This window comes from Leptolyngbya sp. GB1-A1 (genome assembly GCF_039962475.1).
Lineage (GTDB): Bacteria > Cyanobacteriota > Cyanobacteriia > Elainellales > Elainellaceae > Leptolyngbya_A.
This window is the reverse complement of the sequence record NZ_JAMPLI010000021.1, coordinates 15,918-32,569: the sequence shown is the minus strand read 5'-3', so window position 1 is coordinate 32,569 and position 16,652 is coordinate 15,918. Positions and strand designations below refer to the sequence as shown.

Genomic DNA, 16,652 nt, shown 5'->3' with positions numbered 1-16,652 from the left:
GGATAAATAAGGCACAAAGCAAATAAGATAGAGTCAGCGTCACCACCGGGAGACAGGGCATGATCGTTTGTCCGAACTGCAACCACCAGAATCCAGATGCCGCGATTCAGTGCGAAGCGTGCTACACGCCCCTGCCTGCCATGATGAGCTGCCCTAACTGTGGCGCGTCTGTTCAAACGGATGCAAGTTTCTGTGGTCAGTGTGGCTCTAGTCTTGAAGTAGGTTCAGCGCAAATGCCGCCCGACACGGTGCCAGCAACTATTTCGCCTGATCTAGACATTCCTGATCTGTCTGTCCTTGACCCCCTGGTGTCTCCTGACCCGCTTGTGTCTCCGGTGTCCTCTGCCGCAACACCTCAGTCAGCTGCACCTCAGCCTGATAATCCTCCCCCGATAACACCGCCTGCGATCGCTGCAACCGAGCCATTCGTGACCCCGGCTTTCCCTGCAAGTGCTGCGGGAATCGGCTCTAAAACTCAGCTCCAGACTCAAGCCGTCCGCTTACTGCACGTTCAGACTAATACTGCGATCGAGCTTTCCCCTGCTCTGACGGTCATCCACATCGGCAAACCCAACGATCGCATCCCGCCGGATGTAGATGTTTCAGGGTTTCCCAATTCTGAAATTGTCTCTAGAATTCATGCAGATATTCGCGTCGAAGGCGACCTCTACTATATTGAGGATGTGGGCAGCTCGAATGGCACTTATATCAACAATACGCCCCTGCCCCCAGGCAATCGTCATCGGCTCCGATCGGGCGATCGCGTTGCGCTAGGAAAAGGGGATAAAGTTTCTTTTTTGTTTCAGGTTTCATAGGCGAGCAGCGGTGAAAGGCAAATCAACTCCTTTTTCTGCTGCTGTTCTTGCTCGTGCCGCCCCTCAAGGATGGAACCTTAATTTTGAATTTGCTATGATTTCTTCTCTAAGTGCTCTTACCCTCCTTTGTGTAGTTGTGTGATCATTCTGTCTCTTCTCCATCCCGTTAAGCAAATCCCGGTGCAGGTCTGGACATTTTCAGACTCGGAATCTGTGATTCGCATCGGCCGATCTAATGACAATCAAGTTGTTTTGTACAGCGCAGTGGTTTCTCGTCATCATGTAGAGCTGCACCGGGTTAAAGCAGGATGGGAAATGATCAACCTAGGCACTAATGGCACTTACTTTGAAGGCAAGCGGGTGACGCAGGTTCCTGTGATGGATGGAGCCGTGATTCGATTAGCGCGATCGGGACCCAACCTGCAAATTCGTCTGAACGAGTCGGCACTGGAAGAACTAAACCGCAATCCGATGCTGGCTCGCCTCAGCCATTCTGGTCAGGATGCTTCTCATGCACCAACTGAAATCACTTCCCAGACCTATCCAGAATTCACAAACCAGGACACGCCCAAGCAATTTTTCTCAGCCGATAATTAAGCGGCTTAGCAGTTCAACCGGAAATTGCAAATAATTTGGCGATGCGCCGTGTTCAAAGAGAATTGGCAGTCTATCCTGAAAAAAGGAGAGCAGAATTGCTTGTCCTGTTCGCAGTCTGAGTGCCGCTCAATATCATGCAAATCTATCTCGACTACAGTGCAACGACTCCGCCTCGATCGGAAGTTATTGAGCGAATGCAGCAGGTGATGCAGGAGCAGTGGGGCAACCCCTCTAGTTTGCATCAGTGGGGGCAGCGATCGGCAGTGGTTTTAGAGCAAGCCCGAATGCAAGTAGCAGCGATGCTAGGTGCGTCTCCAGAGTCGATTGTCTTTACTTCCGGCGGCACTGAATCCAATAATTTCGCCATTCTGGGCGTGACGCGTCAGTATCGGCAACCGCAGCACCTAATCATTTCCAGCGTCGAGCATTCTGCCATTTCGGAGCCTGTGCAGTGGTTAGAGCAGCAGGGGTGGCAGGTCACTCGGTTGCCCGTGGATAGTCTGGGACGGGTGAATCCGGCTGATTTGCAGGCGGCACTGCGTCCAAACACCGTTCTCGTGTCGATTATTTATGGGCAGAGTGAAGTTGGCACGGTTCAGCCGATCGAAGCTTTAGGGGAAATTGTCCGCGCTCATGGGGCAATCTTTCATACTGACGCCGTTCAGGTCGCTGGAAGACTGCCGATTCAGGTCGCTCAGTTACCTGTTGATTTGCTTTCGGTGTCCAGCCACAAGCTTTATGGTCCTCAGGGAGTGGGCGCGCTCTATGTCCGTCCTGGTATTGATCTGGTGCCGTTGCTGACGGGTGGCGGACAGGAGTTTCGACTGCGATCGGGAACTCAGCCCGTGCCGCTCATTGCAGGCTTTGGTTTAGCCGCAGAGCTCGCTGCTGCAGACCTGTTGACAGAATCCCTGCGCCTAATCCGGCTACGCGATCGGCTCTTTGACCAGCTTGCAGAGGTAGCAGATTTAACTCCCACAGGCGATCGGCTGCATCGGCTACCCCACCATGTCAGCTTTTACTGGCGGTCGGGCGACGGTGAGCGATTAAGCGGCAAGACGCTGGTGCGGCAGATGAATCTTGCGGGAATTGCCATCAGTGCCGGGTCAGCCTGTCATAGCGGCAAACTGGTTCCCAGTCCGGTACTGTCGGCAATGGGGCTGAACGATCGCGCTGCAAAATCAGGAATCCGCCTGACGCTCGGACGACTCACAGCTGAAGCAGATATTGACTGGACTGCCTTGGTGCTGAAGCAAATTCTCGATCGCCTCACGCCTCTACCCACGCTTTCAATTTGTCATTCTCTGTAGAATTACGGATAATGGCAGAGACGCAAGTACAACTTTAGGCAGATGTCCTGATTGAGCTAACCTTGCTCAAAAGCCATCATGCTAACTATCAAACGTTGCGTCTACCAGCATTTATGAGCTTCATCCTAAGTACCGTTTTTCTGCTAAGTTCTGTTGTATCATCTGTTGCTGAACCCAAGCAGCTTCTCGAAGCGATCGGCCCCAGTGGGAATCAGCTTAGTGAGCAAACTATAGACCTGCTCGATTTCCAGGCAAAAAATCCTCCGTGTGACCCGATGCGCTGTTACTAGGAGCGACGCGATTCTTCCAAACGCAATTCTTCTAAAATAGTCTGACTAAAATAGTCTGAAATCCTGGTTCGAGTCGATCGCTCAGTTTATTTTCTTTTTGTTTCATTCGATCGAGACAAGCAAACTCACTAGTTCTTCAACCTACTACCTGGGTGGTTTAACTGGACTAACTGGTGAATTGAAGATTGAAAGATTGATTGTGGAAGTTAATTGTGGAAGCGATTAAAGCTCCAGAAAGTGATAGAGAACAACACCTGTTGCAGGATGGTTTTCGACCCCCACATAGCCCGATTTCACCATTTCCTGCAGGACAGCTTCCACTTCATCGAAATCAAGCCCTGTATCCAGAACCCCCTGCGTCACCGATAGTTTTCCCCCTCGCGCAACTGCCGCCTTGAGCAGCTTCAGTCGAGCTTCTTGTCGAGCCAGCTTTGAGTTTGATTGCACCATAACCTTCTCAGCTACGGGCTGAACCGCTCCGGTACTTGCAGACAGCAACTCCGAAAGTCGCCGATCTTTGCTTTTGACATTGTGCGACTCCACCATATCGGGAATCAGGAACAAATCGATCACTTGTCCAATTCCAAATAAACCCCAAGTACAAAACCATAGCGCGCCTGTTATGGGCTTTCCGTTGTAGAAGCGATGCAGCCCAGAAATGCCAAACAGCCAACCTAACCACAGCAAGTAGCTTGTCCCGGATTTGTTCATCGCGGTTTCCTCTTGTGCTACAACCTTTTAGGACGCGGGAGCCTCTTGCTCAATTTGCTCAATCACACCACCGCCCAGGAGCAAATCGCCCTGATACCAGACGGCTGCTTGCCCTGGCGTGATACTAAACTGTGGCTCATCAAAGATAATTTTGGCGCGAGAATTCGTGAACGGCATCACCGTACAGGGCACAGCCGTCGATCGATAGCGAATTTGTACCTCTGCCCGAATCGGAGCCGTGGGTTCTGCGATCGATACCCAGTTCACGCGCTGTACCGTACAGTCTGTATTTTGTGCGTGAGTGCGATCGCCCACCACAACCTGATTCCTGACCGCATCAATGCCCACGACATAAAGCGGTTCTGAGTGGGCGATCCCAATGCCCCGCCGCTGACCGATCGTATAGTGATGAATGCCGTCATGCTCACCCAGCACTCGACCTGAAACATCCACAATTTCGCCTTTTTGAGGGGCCAGATACTTGTCGAGAAACGTCCGCATTGAGCCGTGTGCCTCGATCAGGCAAAGATCCTGACTTTCGGGTTTCTCAGCAGTGTGCAGCCCAAATTCTGCCGCCATGCGTCGAGTTTCAGTTTTGGGCTGGTTGCCCAGCGGAAACAGGACGTGAGCAAGAATGTCCTGGCTCAAGTCATACAAAAAATAGGACTGGTCTTTGCTCAAATCAACTGCACGGCGCAGCTCATAGCGTCCATCAGAGGCCTGGGTGATGCGAGCATAGTGCCCTGTTGCAATGCGATCGATTCCCAACTCGGTCTGAGCATAGTCCAGCATTGGACCAAACTTGACCGCTTTGTTGCATTGAGAACAGGGCAGCGGAGTGATTCCAGCTCCGTAGCCGCTCACTAAGTAATCAACAATATTCTTTTCAAACGCTTCCCGGCTATCGACAACGTGATAGGGAATATTCAGCTCTTCACATAGCCGTGCTGCATCGACCATGCCTTCAGAGCAGCATTGCCCCTTTCCTTTCATCAGCCATAGCGTCACTCCAACCACTTCATAGCCCTGGCGATGAAGCGTGGCAGCCGCAACTGAACTATCGACTCCTCCAGAAAGACCAACAGCGACTTTATTCATGAGTCTGCAATGAAAAGAAAAACAAAGAGTACAGTGGGCAAGCACCCTGAGGCAGGAAGCTGAGAAAATTCATCAACCTCTAGACTAACATTTGGATTCGGGTTCATGCTTTCAGCGATTCTGTTGCTGTTATCGCGTTGGCAGGGGTTAAAGGGGCAAGGGATGCTTTTACCATTGTGGGGTTTTTCTTCTACGATCGTCACTCAGCCAAAAAGTTCTAAGTCAAAAAGTCCTGAGTCAGATAGCAGTCACTTTCCAAGGAAAATCGATTTAGCGGTAAAAATGCCTTAAAAGTTGATTGGTACGCCAGATGTTGTGCTAGACTTGCTGCCAATCTGTGCTAGTTGAGCAAACCCGTTATGAGCAGTGCAGCGTCAATACCCTGGATTGGTATAGGAGTGATCAGCAGCTTGATTTGTTCGAGTTCGGTGGTTTTGGCAGAGCCTGTGGAACCGGGCGATCGTCTGCTTTTAGCTCAGCAGGTTGTGAACGGACTGCCGCCGCCACCGCCGTCTTTTAGGCAGGGTACTTCTCCCGCTCAGCCAAGTTTCGTCCCCAGTGCAGTCCCCAGCGCAGCTTCACCTGCGATTCCTGCCGCCCAGCAATATGCAGTCATTATCAATGGCGACAGCTCAATGATGCTAGATCAGGTGCGATCGATCGAGCCAGGAGCTTTTGTGCAGCACTATCAGGGTCGCCGCATGATCCAGGCAGGAATTTTTAGCGATATCAGCGGGGCACAGCAGCAGGTTGTAGCGTTGGCAGGACGCGGAATTGGGGCACAGGTGGTCACACTCCCAGGAGGCGGAGGGGCTACAGTGGGGACTGCTCCATCAAGAATGGCTACTCCTCAAGTGACTGCGCCTGCGCTGCCGACCCCTGCCTCTTTTCCCAGCCCGTCTGCCCCACCTGCTGCCCCTCAGGTGACTGCGCCGATGCTTCCTCCGCCCGATTTGCTGCCCGTTACACCAGTACCGCGGGAAGTCGAGTTTGGTCAGCCGTCTGCGCCCGAACAGTTTGTGAATCCTGCGCCGTCTGCTGCACCCACTGAGACACTGCTGCCCCCTGATTCAGCTCCAGGCGACACGAGAAATCGACGATCGTTCTATGTGGTGATTCCGGGAAAATCGGATAATCTGACAGCAATTAGCAATCAGGTAATGCGCCTCGGTGATGGTTTTGGCATTGCCCAAATGGTGCAAACTTCGACTTCGTCACGCGGTCCTCATGTGCGGGTCGGTCCCTTTGTCGATCGGGGCGCAGCCAGGCGATGGACGCGCTATTTTCGCGATTTTGGATTAAATGCGCGGATTCTTTACACCCGATAGGCGATAAGGAAAGTTTAAGAAACTATCAGAACAGGGTACTCAACTTGAGGACAGAAGCCCTGTTCGTGTCTTTATCTGAGCAACGAGAACGCTTTGTTAAACGAGTGAATAAATTGCAGAAGCTATTTCGACCTATCTAATCGAAGATAGGAAAGAGGAAGTTTGCAATGCTGAAAAGTGATGAAAAGCTGTGATTTGAGGATTCAAATCTGATAGTTTCGTTGAAAGGTTTCGCCCTGGTGAAGGGTTAAGAGGAGAATTCATCGCATTATTCAACAGCGCCAGGATTTCATACTCAAGCCATATCCCAACTTCGATCGTCCGATAGACCTAAAACGATCGCTCCATTCGCTATGTTCAAGAGCAGTTTAAGTTTCTAGGTGCGGATAACAACATGAGTGGGATAAACCAGCTTAAAACAACGGCTTTGCTGGGCTTGCTGAGTGGTTTGATTGTTCTGGTCAGTTATGCCCTGATTGGCAATGAACAAGGGCTCATCATCGGATTTTTCATTGCAGCTTTTATGTCGATTAGTTCCTGGTACTACTCCGATCGTGCAGCCCTGGCAGCCTATCGCGCTCAGCCGATCGCCCGTGAGCAGGCTCCTGAAATCTATGATCTGGTGCAGAGTTTAAGCGATCGTGCCGAAATTCCAATGCCGAAGCTGTTTGTCGTCCCAACCGAGTCGCCGAATGCGTTTGCGACCGGGCGCGATCCGAATCATGCTGCCGTTGCGGTCACTGAAGGCATTATGAAGCTGCTTTCCCGTGAGGAACTGGCAGGCGTACTTGCTCACGAACTCACCCACGTCAAAAACCGCGACACGCTGACTCAAGCAGTTGCCGGAACGCTGGCGGGCGCAATCACGTTTTTGGGACGCATCCTCACCTTTGGTGCGCTTTATGGTCCGGTGACTTACAGCGGGCGGCGCGGCACCAATCCATTTGGCTTGCTGTTTTTGATCATTCTGGCTCCGCTGTCGGCTTCGCTGATTCAGCTTGCCATTTCTCGTACCCGTGAGTATGCCGCAGATCAAGGCTCGGCTGAGATTACGGGCAATCCGCTGGCTCTGGTGAGTGCCTTGAAAAAGTTAGAAGAAATCGGCAAACAGTTGCCTATGCACGGCAACCCGGCAATGTCACCGCTGCTGATTATCAATCCAATTTCGGCAAAAGGTCTGCAATCACTGTTCCGCACTCACCCGGCTACCGAAGATCGGATTCGTCGCCTGGTGGAGATGGCTCAGCAGAAAGAGACTCCGGCGCTCGCTCAGGAATCGTTCAGTTGAATCCTAGGCGTTGCTGAATACGAAGTATAAAGACACAACTTGAGACCCTGCATCGCCCCCTAAATCCCCCAATGCTGGGGGACTTTGAGGATCAGTTCTCCCCATTTTTTAGGGCTAGGGGGGGATAATCATACTCCAATTCAACAACGCCCCAATTTGGAGCTGATCTGAGCAATCCCAGTAATCCTGCATTGCCTTCTAAATCCCCCAACTTTAGGGGACTTTGAATCGGGCAGAAGCCGATCGCCGAGTCGTCACTTCAGGTAGGATAGGGTCTGGCAAAGGCAATAATCCGGTGAGGAGATTTGCTGGGCATCGGTCAGGAGGGCAACTGTGCGAAAACTGTACTTTCTGCTGCCAGGAACAGGAGGCAAGTTTGCCTGTGGCGGGCTGTGGGCAGAATTGAAAACCTTGTCTCTGGCGCAGCAGATTTGTGATGCAGAGGTGGTGACCTATCGTCAGCGCGAGAAGGAAACGCTATTTCTGGATGATGTGCTGCAACAGGCTAATCTGAGTCAGACTAATCTGAGCCAGGTGATTTTTGTGATGAGTTGGGGATTTGATGTGCCCAAACTGGCAAAACGCCTTCAGAGATACCACACGATTTATCACGCACACAGTGCCGGATACGGATTTCGTTTGCCTTCAGCTGTGCCGATCGTCACCGTCAGCCGCAATAGTTTAGGATATTGGGGACAACGATCGCCCCATGCTTTGCTGTATTACCTGCCAAATCAAATTGGGAATGAGTTTCGGAATCTGAATCAGAACCGTGACATCGACGTTTTGGTACAGGCGCGTAAATCTTCAGAATATTTAATGCAGCAGCTTATTCCAGCTCTGCAATCACACTGCAATGTCTATGTAGTGAATCATTATGTGGAGGATCTAGCGCAATTATTTAACCGTGCCAAAGTTTATCTGTATGACTCTGCTGAATACTGGGCGCAGCAGGGCGTTAGCGAAGGGTTTGGGCTTCAGCCGCTCGAAGCGATGGCTTGTGGCTGTCAGGTCTTTTCCAGCATCAACGGCGGACTGTCAGATTATCTTGACCCGGGCTTTAACTGCTATAAGATTGCCGCCCATTCGCTCAACTATGATCTTCAGCGGATTCTGGCGATCGCTCAGCAGAACCAGCCCCTCGCGCTGCCCGACACTTTCCTGGCAGAATACCGCACCGACAATATCCTCAGTCGTCTTCGGCTCATTCTCACTGAAATTAATCAGTTTTTTGATCAATCTTCTCACGGGCGATCGGTGGATGCACAAGCGATCAAAGAACTGACTCAATCTAGAATTCTGCAACTGAAGGCAAAACGGCTGTTGCAAAAGCTGCAAAAGCGACGGTAGGCAATTAACCTTGATCGATTTGCAGGCGCAGCAAAGACCCGTTTGTGGTGCTGACAATCAGATCATTTCCTTGGATGGCAATACCTAAGGGTGTGCTGTAGATGGGCTTAAATAGCTCGACGATCGCAGTCGGCTTGCCTTCAGGATCAACGCGCACGATGTGTCCGGTATTGGTCGTGACCAGCAAATTTTCAGCCTGAGCAGCCAGTTTAAACGGAATGCCGAAGCCCGCCTCGATCAGATTGACCAGAACTACGACTTCGCCCGTGGGAGAAATCTTGAGCAAGTCGCCTTTTTCATGCAGGGTGATGAATTGCCCCTGCTGCACCACCACATCGAGCGCGTTACCAAACTGCTTTAAGCTGACAAGGTTTGTAATTTGTCCCTGACGGCTTACTTGAAACAGCGCACCATCGCCAGCAATCACATCGGTGGTTCCGGCAACGATAAAGCCACTGTTATAGGTAGCCACGCCGAAGGGCGCACCGTAGGTTCCGCTAATTTCTGACATATCGGCGATCGTCTCATGCTGTCCATCGGGACTCACGCGCACCAGATAATGCACCGGATCAAAACCAGACACGGTGACAACGACACCTGAATCGGTGTGAAGCTGTTCTCCCGGCGGGGTAATCGCGCAAATGCCGAAGGGCACGCCAATTTGGACAGTGAGAAGATTGGTGAGGACATTCACTTCCCCGATCGGGCTCACGGTCACAATTTCACCGTCTACGGTTGGCACAATTACCCGATCTTGCATTACTGCTAATCCCTGTAAACCTACCAGATTAAGGTTTTTAGCCAGGATGCTCAAGCGCACTCCATTCTCCATTTTGGGTGGCGAATTTTCATGGAGGGTGGAAGATTCGGAGGCAGTCTGACTCATGGGGAGAAGTGGAGAGGGGACAAGGGCTGAAAGCCAGCTAGGATGATTTTATACCTCCCGCTGCTATCCGTAGGCTGGAAGCCGCAATCCAGTAAGCAGGCGGCTCGATCGAATCGCACACCTATCCGAATGTGGGTCACGCTTTTTCTAATGACACGCGATCGGAGGTTTACAGCGCGAGTGCGGCTGAGAATGCTTGGAGGAAGACGGTTAGTTTTTTGACAGGGAAGCTGTGAGGGAATGGGGAAGTGAGGAGATAGAAAGCTGAGGAGATAGAGGATTAGAGGTGAAGGATGCGAGTGAGGTATTCCTGATCGGTGATGAGGTCCTGGACAGATTCGAGGCGATCGAGGAAGACTTTGCCGATGAGGTGATCGGCTTCGTGCTGAAAGATGCGGGCGGGGAAGTTGGTGAAGATTTGGCGATGGGGGTTGCCGTGGCGATCGAAATATTCGACTTCGATTTCGCGATAGCGGGGGACGAGTCCGCGAATGCCTGGAATACTGAGGCACCCTTCCCAGTCCTTAATTTGCTCTTCGCTGTGGCTCAGTAGACGGGGGTTGACCATGACGGTCGGTTCCATCTGGGGTGCGGTGGGATAGCGCGGATTGGGACGCGAAGCGACAATGAGTAGCTGGACTGAGGCAGCAACCTGCGGGGCGGCAATTCCAACGCCATTCGACTGAACCAGGGTTGCCAGCAGGCGATCGATTAGCGTCTGCATCTCTAGGCTGTGCAGATGTTCGACAGGCTGTGCAATTTGACGGAGAACAGGATTTCCCAGTTGGGAGATTTGGAGAACTTCAACCATGTTCTATGCTATGTCAATCAGAGCAGTATGCTTCTAGTGTATCGCTCGATCGAGATTTGCTTAGGGCTATTTGCTTAGAGTTATTTGCTTAAAGTTAGCTGCTGCGGGGTTTGAGGTGATGCCAATCAGCGACCGTCCCATGACAGATGATTTGTTTCAGTCTACGAGCGCGGCGTTTAATCCGATGTCTCAGTTGAGCGCGATTGTGTTAGCGGGCGGGCAAAGTTTGCGGATGGGAACCGATAAGGCACTGGTTGAGATCGAAGGACAGCCGATGCTGACGCGGGTTTGTGAGGTTGCGTTTAGCTGTACGCCGTGGGTATATGTGGTGTCGGGCTGGAACGATCGCTATCGTTCGATTCTGGACGACCGAGTGAGGTTTGTGCAGGAGGTGGCGGTGGTGAAAGATGTCTATCCGCACGGTCCACTAGTTGGCTTTGCCCAGGGCCTTGAGCAGGTCAAAACGGAGTGGGTGCTGCTGCTGGCTTGCGATCTGCCGCAACTGAACACGGAAGGTTTATCCAGCTGGATGGAGGTGTTGCCTCGCCTCAGTTCAGATACCCTAGCGGCACTGGTGCGAAATGGCAAAGGTTGGTGGGAGCCAATGTGCGGCTTTTATCGGCGGGACTGTCTATCAAGCGTGAATGATTTTATTCAATCGGGGGGGCGATCGTTTCAACGATGGCTGGATTCTCAGAAGGTGTATGAATTGCCTGCCTCTGATCCAGAAATGCTGTTTAACTGCAATACGCCTGCCGATGTTGAACGGTTTGAGCGTCAGAAAGGGGCAGAAGAATAGCTTGTGATATTCTTGCGATTCTTCGGTTAGAAAAGAAACATCCTGCCCCAAAAAGCTTTGTTTAGGTGTGCGAGGATTAGACGGTTAAAATCCACTTGCTGCGATTATCGGCATTCACAAACGATGATGGGACAATTTCAATGTCCATTCCCAACGCTACAAATGCGGCTCGAATCGCTGTTGCATGGGAAGATTCTGTTGCGCCGATGCTAGCCCCGGCTGAAATGAGGTCGGGATTTTTGAGCTTGGCACTCTGGGTTACGTAGGCGATCGCTGCGTCAGTTTCCAGCGCAAGCGCAAGTTTGGCAATGTTGACATCAGAATCCAGATTTCCTTCCCGGCGATTGATGTAGGAGGACAAATCGTAGCTCTGCTCTGCGGTTACAGGCGTGCTGCCCAGATCGCGAATGACTTTGATTAATGTATCGCGGTGTGCCATGTGGTCTGCCTGGTTGCGCTTTGCCAGTGCCAGAACTGCCTGTCCCGTTGCGGTATTGCTCAGTTTTCCGGCAGCCGCAGTGTAGCCCCAGATCGCCTGATGCTCGTAGTAGAGCGCGCCGTTGAGAATCTCAGCGTCATGAGCTGCATCGCTCATCATTCCCGGCATCGTTTCCGACATCATCGAATTACCTGGCATCAAGTTTTGGGGCATCATCGATTGTCCCGGCATTGCTTGCCCTGAACGGGAACCCACTGTTGCCAGCCCCAGCGCGCCTGCAAACCCTGCGATCGTGCCGCTAACCAGAACATTTCGACGTGATAAGGAACGAAAACGGCGATCGGATTCGTGCGATGTATTGTTTTGCATGATGACTCCTCGCAGTGAATAAACTGCATGAAAGCTTGGATGGAAGTTTGAATAAAATTGATTGAGCAAAATCAAATCTGAAAGAGATACGGGTGACGATCGAAATTGGATGAGGGGTAATCAATTTTTTTTGCGTTCGGGTGGATGTTTTAACGGCAATTCGCGCACTGCCCTTTTGAATTCGGCCGTTCGGCAATCCACCCATCCAGATTAAAGCTGCCTGTCGCCTTAATCCCAGATCAATCTCGCAATCCAATTCCCCTCGATCGTCGTATCTAATTTCAGGAATCATATATTTGATGGCGGAAAAATATGACCCATGTTTTTCGCGCTGCCGATGCCGTCACGCTGCCCCTAATGCCAAACCCTGTGTCTAAAACTGCTTCTGAACCGCCGACCGATCTAGAACTGCTCAATGCGGTTAAACAGGGTCAGGTCGAATGTTTGGGAACTTTGTACGATCGCTATTCGCGTCTGGTCTACGGATTGGCGTTCAAAATTTTAGAAAATACTGAAGAGGCAGAAGATGTGACTCAGGATGTGTTTCTCACGCTGTGGCGGCAGGGTGCCTACAATCCCAGTCGCGGGTCACTGAGCAGCTTTCTCACTACAATGACTCGATCGCGATCGATTGATAAGCTACGGGCACGGGGTACAAAGTTTCGTTTTTTGCAGCGATGGCAGGCGTTGACTCGGACAGAAGCGGTTTCGGCTTCTCCTTTAGAAATGGTATCGGTGCAGGAGCGATCGGAACTGGTGCGCGAAGCCCTCTCGCAGTTGCCGGACAGTGAGCGACGGGTCTTAGAAATTGCCTATTATGAAGGTCTGAGCCAGTCTGAAATTGCCGATCGCCTGCAAGTGCCGCTGGGAACAGTGAAGAGCCGATCGCGCCAGGGCTTGCTGAAACTGCGCCGAACTTTACAGGATTATCTTTAGCATTCGCTGCTCTGTCTTTTGTTCTTTCATCTGATTTCTTTTGTTTTTGATTTTTTCTGTTTTTGATTTCTTGTTTTTGATTTCTTTCATTCTCGCCGTGATTTGCTTCTACGATTTCCCGCAATGACTTTATCTTCGCGTCCCGAAAACTGGCAGGAACTTTTGGCAGGCTATGCTCTGGGTGATCTCAGTTCCGAAGAAGCGGAGGTGCTCAGGCAACTGCTGGACACCCATCCTGATTTACGTCAGGAAATGGCTCAGCTTCAAGAGGTACTGGCACTCATGCCCTATGGACTCCCCGAACAGGAACCGCCGCCCCATTTACGCGAGGCGATTTTGCAGCAGGCGCGATCGGAGCCAAAGACGAATCGGGTTTCGCGTCGTTCTCGTCAGCCCCGCTTCTGGGTGGGTTTAGGAGGAGCCGTTGCTGCCCTGGTGGTTGGGGCACTGACGGTCGACAATTATCGCTTGCGCCAGGAAAATGCCACTGCGAAAGCCCTGGTTGCGACGCTAAAGCAGCCGAATTTGCAGCTCTTTAGCCTTCAGGGAACAGGGGATGCGACTCAAGCTTCAGGCAGTTTGGTGGTGAATCCGGGGCAGCAGGTTGTGATTGTGCTGGTGCAGAATTTGCCGCAATTGCCTGCGGATCGGGTGTATCGACTCTGGGCGATCGAGCCGGGCAAATCCCAGCCCATCTTCTTCGGAGAGTTTAACAGCAACCCGACAAACCAAACGAATGCAGCCTGGCAAATTCCCGCCGTAACGTTGAATGCGCCTCCCGAAAAGATGCTGATTACGGCTGAAAAAGCGGCAGATCCGCCTGTTCCGGCAGGAGAACTGGTGATGAACAGCCTGTGAAAAGGATCTCATCAAACCTCGTAAACTTCGAACGGAAGCCGATCGGGATCTTGGAAGAAGGTAAACCGTTTTCCGGGCAGTTTCTCTTCTTCTAGAACCCCTGCCTCACTAACATTTCAGAAGACTTCCTTTTCTAAAGACCTAAAAAAGACCTAAATCTCACACCTTTGCTGTTTAATGCGGGGTGGAGCTTTGTCATTCTTAACGAACTGTTGTGAACCAAGAATACACCTCTGTTTAGGGATAAGTTTACATCCCCTCTTTTAGTAAGTAGGCATCAGAGATAGCCCGCTCATCTTAGCTTCCGTCTAATTCCGTTACAGGGATCTTAGGCAGAATGCAAGGCGAAGATCGACGGAAGAAACGCTGAAGAATTCGGGTTAACTGCCGAAATCGGAATATTATACGGAAAATTTGTCGGGTTAATGTCTGAGTTGGGGGATTAGACGGAATTGATTCAGCCTAATTGCCTCTACAGGGTAAATAGCCCGAATCAGTTCGGCATAATTAAGAGTTAGGCGTCTGCCTTACCTCGATGAACCCTTAGATTTACCAGAAGCTTATGGTACGAATCTTCGATGGGCGGTTGCACATCCACTATGGTCAAGCTTACATCGAACCTTTCGAAAGCAGGGGCGTTGGTTTAGAAGATTCCTTTTGCGGCCAAAACAACGGACTGTGTGGAGCTGCTTCGCCAGGAATGCTTTTTCTCCTTACAGGTCTGCACACCGGCGATGTTAGCTTTGTCCTTGATGTGCTGGACGCTCCGCCACCTCTTGATGATACTTGGGAAGAGATTGTGGAAGTTTCCTTCGCCCCCAGTTCAGAAAAGGTGATTTTGTCTGAATGGGGGGGTGAATATGTGTGCGATGTTCCGCTCCTGCAAGAAATTTATCGTGTGCGCTACTGCGCTCGTGATATGGATCGCGGAAAAGAGATCGATACTTATGGAGAGGGTGAGCCAGTAGACTTTTATGCTTTGACTTTCTGGCGAGCTGATTCAGCCCCGGATGTCGTGATAAAGCAAACCTCGCAAGTAGCAGCCTACTGGCACAATTGGGTACGAACCTTGAAGCTCTAAATTCTTTCCACCCGTGATACTCAAGTCGCATAACAAATCGCTGAACCGGAACGGAGGCAAGCTGTATAGTTAAGTCCTAAAGGTTATCGTCGTCCGGTTAGCCCAATCGTTGGGCTGCTGATGTTGTCGGTTTGGGCTATACCTGACAGCGATCGGTGAGATGCCTGATGTGAAGTTAGTATTGGTTGTGAGAAATTGCTCTCATGGCTAGGACATAGGTTCAGATGCTGCAATGAGAAACCTCGTAATTACTCCCCCGTTTGCATTGCCACTCTACATTCTTCCAATTAGTCTGTGGCTGTTGAACTGGTTTTACCTGATCGACCCTTATTTTGAAGCAGTCAGTCAGCTTGATAGCCACACAGACGGACAATCTATGGTAATCGGGTTAGGTCAAGTCACAGCATTGCCTGCCCTTCCGTTCATTGTTTTCATCCTTTTTCTGATTCTCAGACAGTATCCAGGCTCTGCACCCCTGTTGTCCTGGAACTCTCAGAAACAGGGGTTAAGCATTTTCTGGACAGTATTGTTTTTATCCTTGTCCTTTATCTTGATTACGGAAGCCCAGCAAATGATGTCTTTAGGGCTGTGGCTAAATGCTTTAGCCTATTTGACTTGGGTTTATCTATTTCTAGCATTCCGTTCCATTGTGATAGAAAAAACAAAGGATGTTGAAGTCGTACTCCCAAGTACCGATCCGGAGTATCTCATTTGTCCCCGATGTAAGTTAGAACAGTGGCGAGGATATGATGAGTGTCAAAAATGCGGCAAACACATCGCACATTTCCAGTGAGCAGCGTACCCCAACACTGCGCTGGAGCGGATGAAATGAAAGTGCCTACTGAACTCCTAGGCTCTCTGGCACCGCTCAGCTTCGCCGTTATACAGTTTGAACATTAAGCTTGCTGATATGGAGATCGTAACCAAAAGATTTTTGCTGCGTGATTTCGTTGAGTCAGATCGATCTTCATTCTTAGACTATCAAGCTGATCCTCGCAGTCAAATCTTCTACGAACCAGGTCAAGCTAGTTCCGAAAATTCAATACGTTTGTTTAAGACATTTTGCACATGGGCTTCTGAGCATCCTCGTCTTAACTACCAACTTGCGATTGTGCAACGGCATAAACCTTGCATGCTTGTCGGCTGCTGCGGATTGCGGGGAAGAGGGTGTGATGCAGGTGAGATGGAATTGGGGATTGAACTTGCACCTGACTATTGGGGACGATATGCCTACGCGATCGAGGTTGGGCGCGCCCTGCTCGATTTCGGGTTTTGGGAACTAAGACTAGAGGTGATCTCTGGCTCTACTGTAAGTGCAAACGTGCGGATTGCTCGGTTGGCAGAGTGGATCGGAGCAGAAGTAGTTGCCATCCGTCCGGCGGGCTCTACATGGATGTCCGAACAAGGTTGGAGCGAGGTAGAGTGGCGAATCACGAGAGATCAATGGGAGCGTCGCATCACTGTATAACAATCGCAATGCACTGGAACAATTCAGTTTGGTTGGTTTGTTGCAAAAGACATTAGTGTCCGGTGATTGCAAGCGTTAGCCTGCTTCGTTCGGGGGTTGAGGCAGCACAGAAAAATTGTCTGTAGGTGTTCAAAGCCAAGTTACTGTAAGGTTATCTATAGGACACTTGCTTAAGGTTGACAGTTCACTCTTGCTGGGAGAAATGTGAATGTTACATT

18 protein-coding genes are annotated in these 16,652 nt (G+C 50.8%); 13 read left to right on the top strand and 5 right to left on the bottom strand.

Annotated features, from left to right (window positions below; translation table 11 throughout):
• Nucleotides 1-59: 59 nt before the first annotated feature.
• The 3 genes from NDI45_RS18485 to NDI45_RS18475 all read left to right on the top strand — a co-directional run bounded on the left by NDI45_RS18485 (nucleotide 60) and on the right by NDI45_RS18475 (nucleotide 2,722).
• Nucleotides 60-815, top strand: coding sequence for an FHA domain-containing protein (locus tag NDI45_RS18485; RefSeq protein ID WP_348248223.1), 756 nt, complete (start codon nucleotides 60-62; stop codon nucleotides 813-815).
• A 138-nt stretch (nucleotides 816-953) separates the two neighbouring features.
• Nucleotides 954-1,412, top strand: coding sequence for an FHA domain-containing protein (locus NDI45_RS18480; protein WP_190789934.1), 459 nt, complete (start codon nucleotides 954-956; stop codon nucleotides 1,410-1,412).
• A gap of 134 nt (nucleotides 1,413-1,546) precedes the next feature.
• Nucleotides 1,547-2,722 carry a cysteine desulfurase family protein gene (locus NDI45_RS18475; protein WP_348248222.1) on the top strand — a complete coding sequence of 392 codons (1,176 nt, stop codon included), beginning with the start codon at nucleotides 1,547-1,549 and terminating at the stop codon, nucleotides 2,720-2,722.
• Between the two features lie 512 nt (nucleotides 2,723-3,234).
• Here NDI45_RS18475 and NDI45_RS18470 read toward each other — a convergent pair.
• Together NDI45_RS18470 and mnmA are read right to left on the bottom strand one after the other, a co-directional pair.
• On the bottom strand, nucleotides 3,235-3,723 hold the full coding sequence (locus tag NDI45_RS18470) for an NINE protein (protein WP_190789932.1): 489 nt from the start codon (nucleotides 3,721-3,723) through the stop codon (nucleotides 3,235-3,237).
• Nucleotides 3,724-3,750: 27 nt separating this feature from the next.
• The gene (gene mnmA / locus NDI45_RS18465) at nucleotides 3,751-4,821 is read right to left on the bottom strand and encodes a tRNA 2-thiouridine(34) synthase MnmA (RefSeq protein WP_348248221.1); all 1,071 of its coding nucleotides are present in this window, start codon (nucleotides 4,819-4,821) and stop codon (nucleotides 3,751-3,753) included.
• Between the two features lie 359 nt (nucleotides 4,822-5,180).
• Between mnmA and NDI45_RS18460 the strand changes: the two genes are divergently transcribed.
• The 3 genes from NDI45_RS18460 (at nucleotide 5,181) to NDI45_RS18450 (ending at nucleotide 8,787) form a co-directional block, all read left to right on the top strand.
• The gene (locus tag NDI45_RS18460; RefSeq protein ID WP_348248220.1) at nucleotides 5,181-6,149 is read left to right on the top strand and encodes a hypothetical protein; all 969 of its coding nucleotides are present in this window, start codon (nucleotides 5,181-5,183) and stop codon (nucleotides 6,147-6,149) included.
• Nucleotides 6,150-6,543: 394 nt separating this feature from the next.
• Nucleotides 6,544-7,437 (top strand): M48 family metalloprotease, encoded by an 894-nt coding sequence (locus NDI45_RS18455; RefSeq protein WP_190793932.1) that lies wholly within the window; start codon nucleotides 6,544-6,546, stop codon nucleotides 7,435-7,437.
• 333 nt (nucleotides 7,438-7,770) lie between these two features.
• Nucleotides 7,771-8,787 (top strand): glycosyltransferase, encoded by a 1,017-nt coding sequence (locus NDI45_RS18450; protein WP_348248219.1) that lies wholly within the window; start codon nucleotides 7,771-7,773, stop codon nucleotides 8,785-8,787.
• Between the two features lie 4 nt (nucleotides 8,788-8,791).
• Here NDI45_RS18450 and NDI45_RS18445 read toward each other — a convergent pair whose 3' ends face one another.
• Nucleotides 8,792-9,673, bottom strand: a complete 882-nt coding sequence (locus NDI45_RS18445; RefSeq protein ID WP_348248218.1) for a hypothetical protein — start codon at nucleotides 9,671-9,673, stop codon at nucleotides 8,792-8,794.
• Nucleotides 9,674-9,780: 107 nt separating this feature from the next.
• Between NDI45_RS18445 and NDI45_RS18440 the strand changes: the two genes are divergently transcribed.
• Nucleotides 9,781-9,909, top strand: a complete 129-nt coding sequence (locus NDI45_RS18440; protein ID WP_348248260.1) for a dienelactone hydrolase family protein — start codon at nucleotides 9,781-9,783, stop codon at nucleotides 9,907-9,909.
• A 44-nt stretch (nucleotides 9,910-9,953) separates the two neighbouring features.
• Here the strand turns inward: NDI45_RS18440 and def are convergent, their stop codons facing one another.
• The gene (gene def / locus NDI45_RS18435; RefSeq protein WP_348248217.1) at nucleotides 9,954-10,484 is read right to left on the bottom strand and encodes a peptide deformylase; all 531 of its coding nucleotides are present in this window, start codon (nucleotides 10,482-10,484) and stop codon (nucleotides 9,954-9,956) included.
• Between the two features lie 118 nt (nucleotides 10,485-10,602).
• Here def and NDI45_RS18430 point away from each other — a divergent pair, with 118 nt between their 5' ends.
• Entirely contained in the window at nucleotides 10,603-11,283 is a 681-nt protein-coding gene (locus NDI45_RS18430; RefSeq protein WP_348248216.1) for a molybdenum cofactor guanylyltransferase, read from the top strand.
• A gap of 76 nt (nucleotides 11,284-11,359) precedes the next feature.
• Here NDI45_RS18430 and NDI45_RS18425 read toward each other — a convergent pair whose 3' ends face one another.
• The gene (locus NDI45_RS18425) at nucleotides 11,360-12,091 is read right to left on the bottom strand and encodes a ferritin-like domain-containing protein (protein ID WP_348248215.1); all 732 of its coding nucleotides are present in this window, start codon (nucleotides 12,089-12,091) and stop codon (nucleotides 11,360-11,362) included.
• A 312-nt stretch (nucleotides 12,092-12,403) separates the two neighbouring features.
• Between NDI45_RS18425 and NDI45_RS18420 the strand changes: the two genes are divergently transcribed.
• The 5 genes from NDI45_RS18420 to NDI45_RS18400 all read left to right on the top strand — a co-directional run bounded on the left by NDI45_RS18420 (nucleotide 12,404) and on the right by NDI45_RS18400 (nucleotide 16,434).
• Nucleotides 12,404-13,027: a sigma-70 family RNA polymerase sigma factor gene (locus NDI45_RS18420; protein WP_242067544.1), complete on the top strand. Its 624-nt coding sequence runs from the start codon at nucleotides 12,404-12,406 to the stop codon at nucleotides 13,025-13,027.
• A 123-nt stretch (nucleotides 13,028-13,150) separates the two neighbouring features.
• Entirely contained in the window at nucleotides 13,151-13,885 is a 735-nt protein-coding gene (locus NDI45_RS18415; RefSeq protein WP_348248214.1) for an anti-sigma factor, read from the top strand.
• Nucleotides 13,886-14,447: 562 nt separating this feature from the next.
• Nucleotides 14,448-14,966 (top strand): hypothetical protein, encoded by a 519-nt coding sequence (locus NDI45_RS18410; protein WP_348248213.1) that lies wholly within the window; start codon nucleotides 14,448-14,450, stop codon nucleotides 14,964-14,966.
• A gap of 232 nt (nucleotides 14,967-15,198) precedes the next feature.
• The gene (locus NDI45_RS18405) at nucleotides 15,199-15,759 is read left to right on the top strand and encodes a hypothetical protein (RefSeq protein ID WP_348248212.1); all 561 of its coding nucleotides are present in this window, start codon (nucleotides 15,199-15,201) and stop codon (nucleotides 15,757-15,759) included.
• Between the two features lie 117 nt (nucleotides 15,760-15,876).
• Nucleotides 15,877-16,434 (top strand): GNAT family N-acetyltransferase, encoded by a 558-nt coding sequence (locus NDI45_RS18400; protein WP_348248211.1) that lies wholly within the window; start codon nucleotides 15,877-15,879, stop codon nucleotides 16,432-16,434.
• Nucleotides 16,435-16,652: the final 218 nt, after the last annotated feature.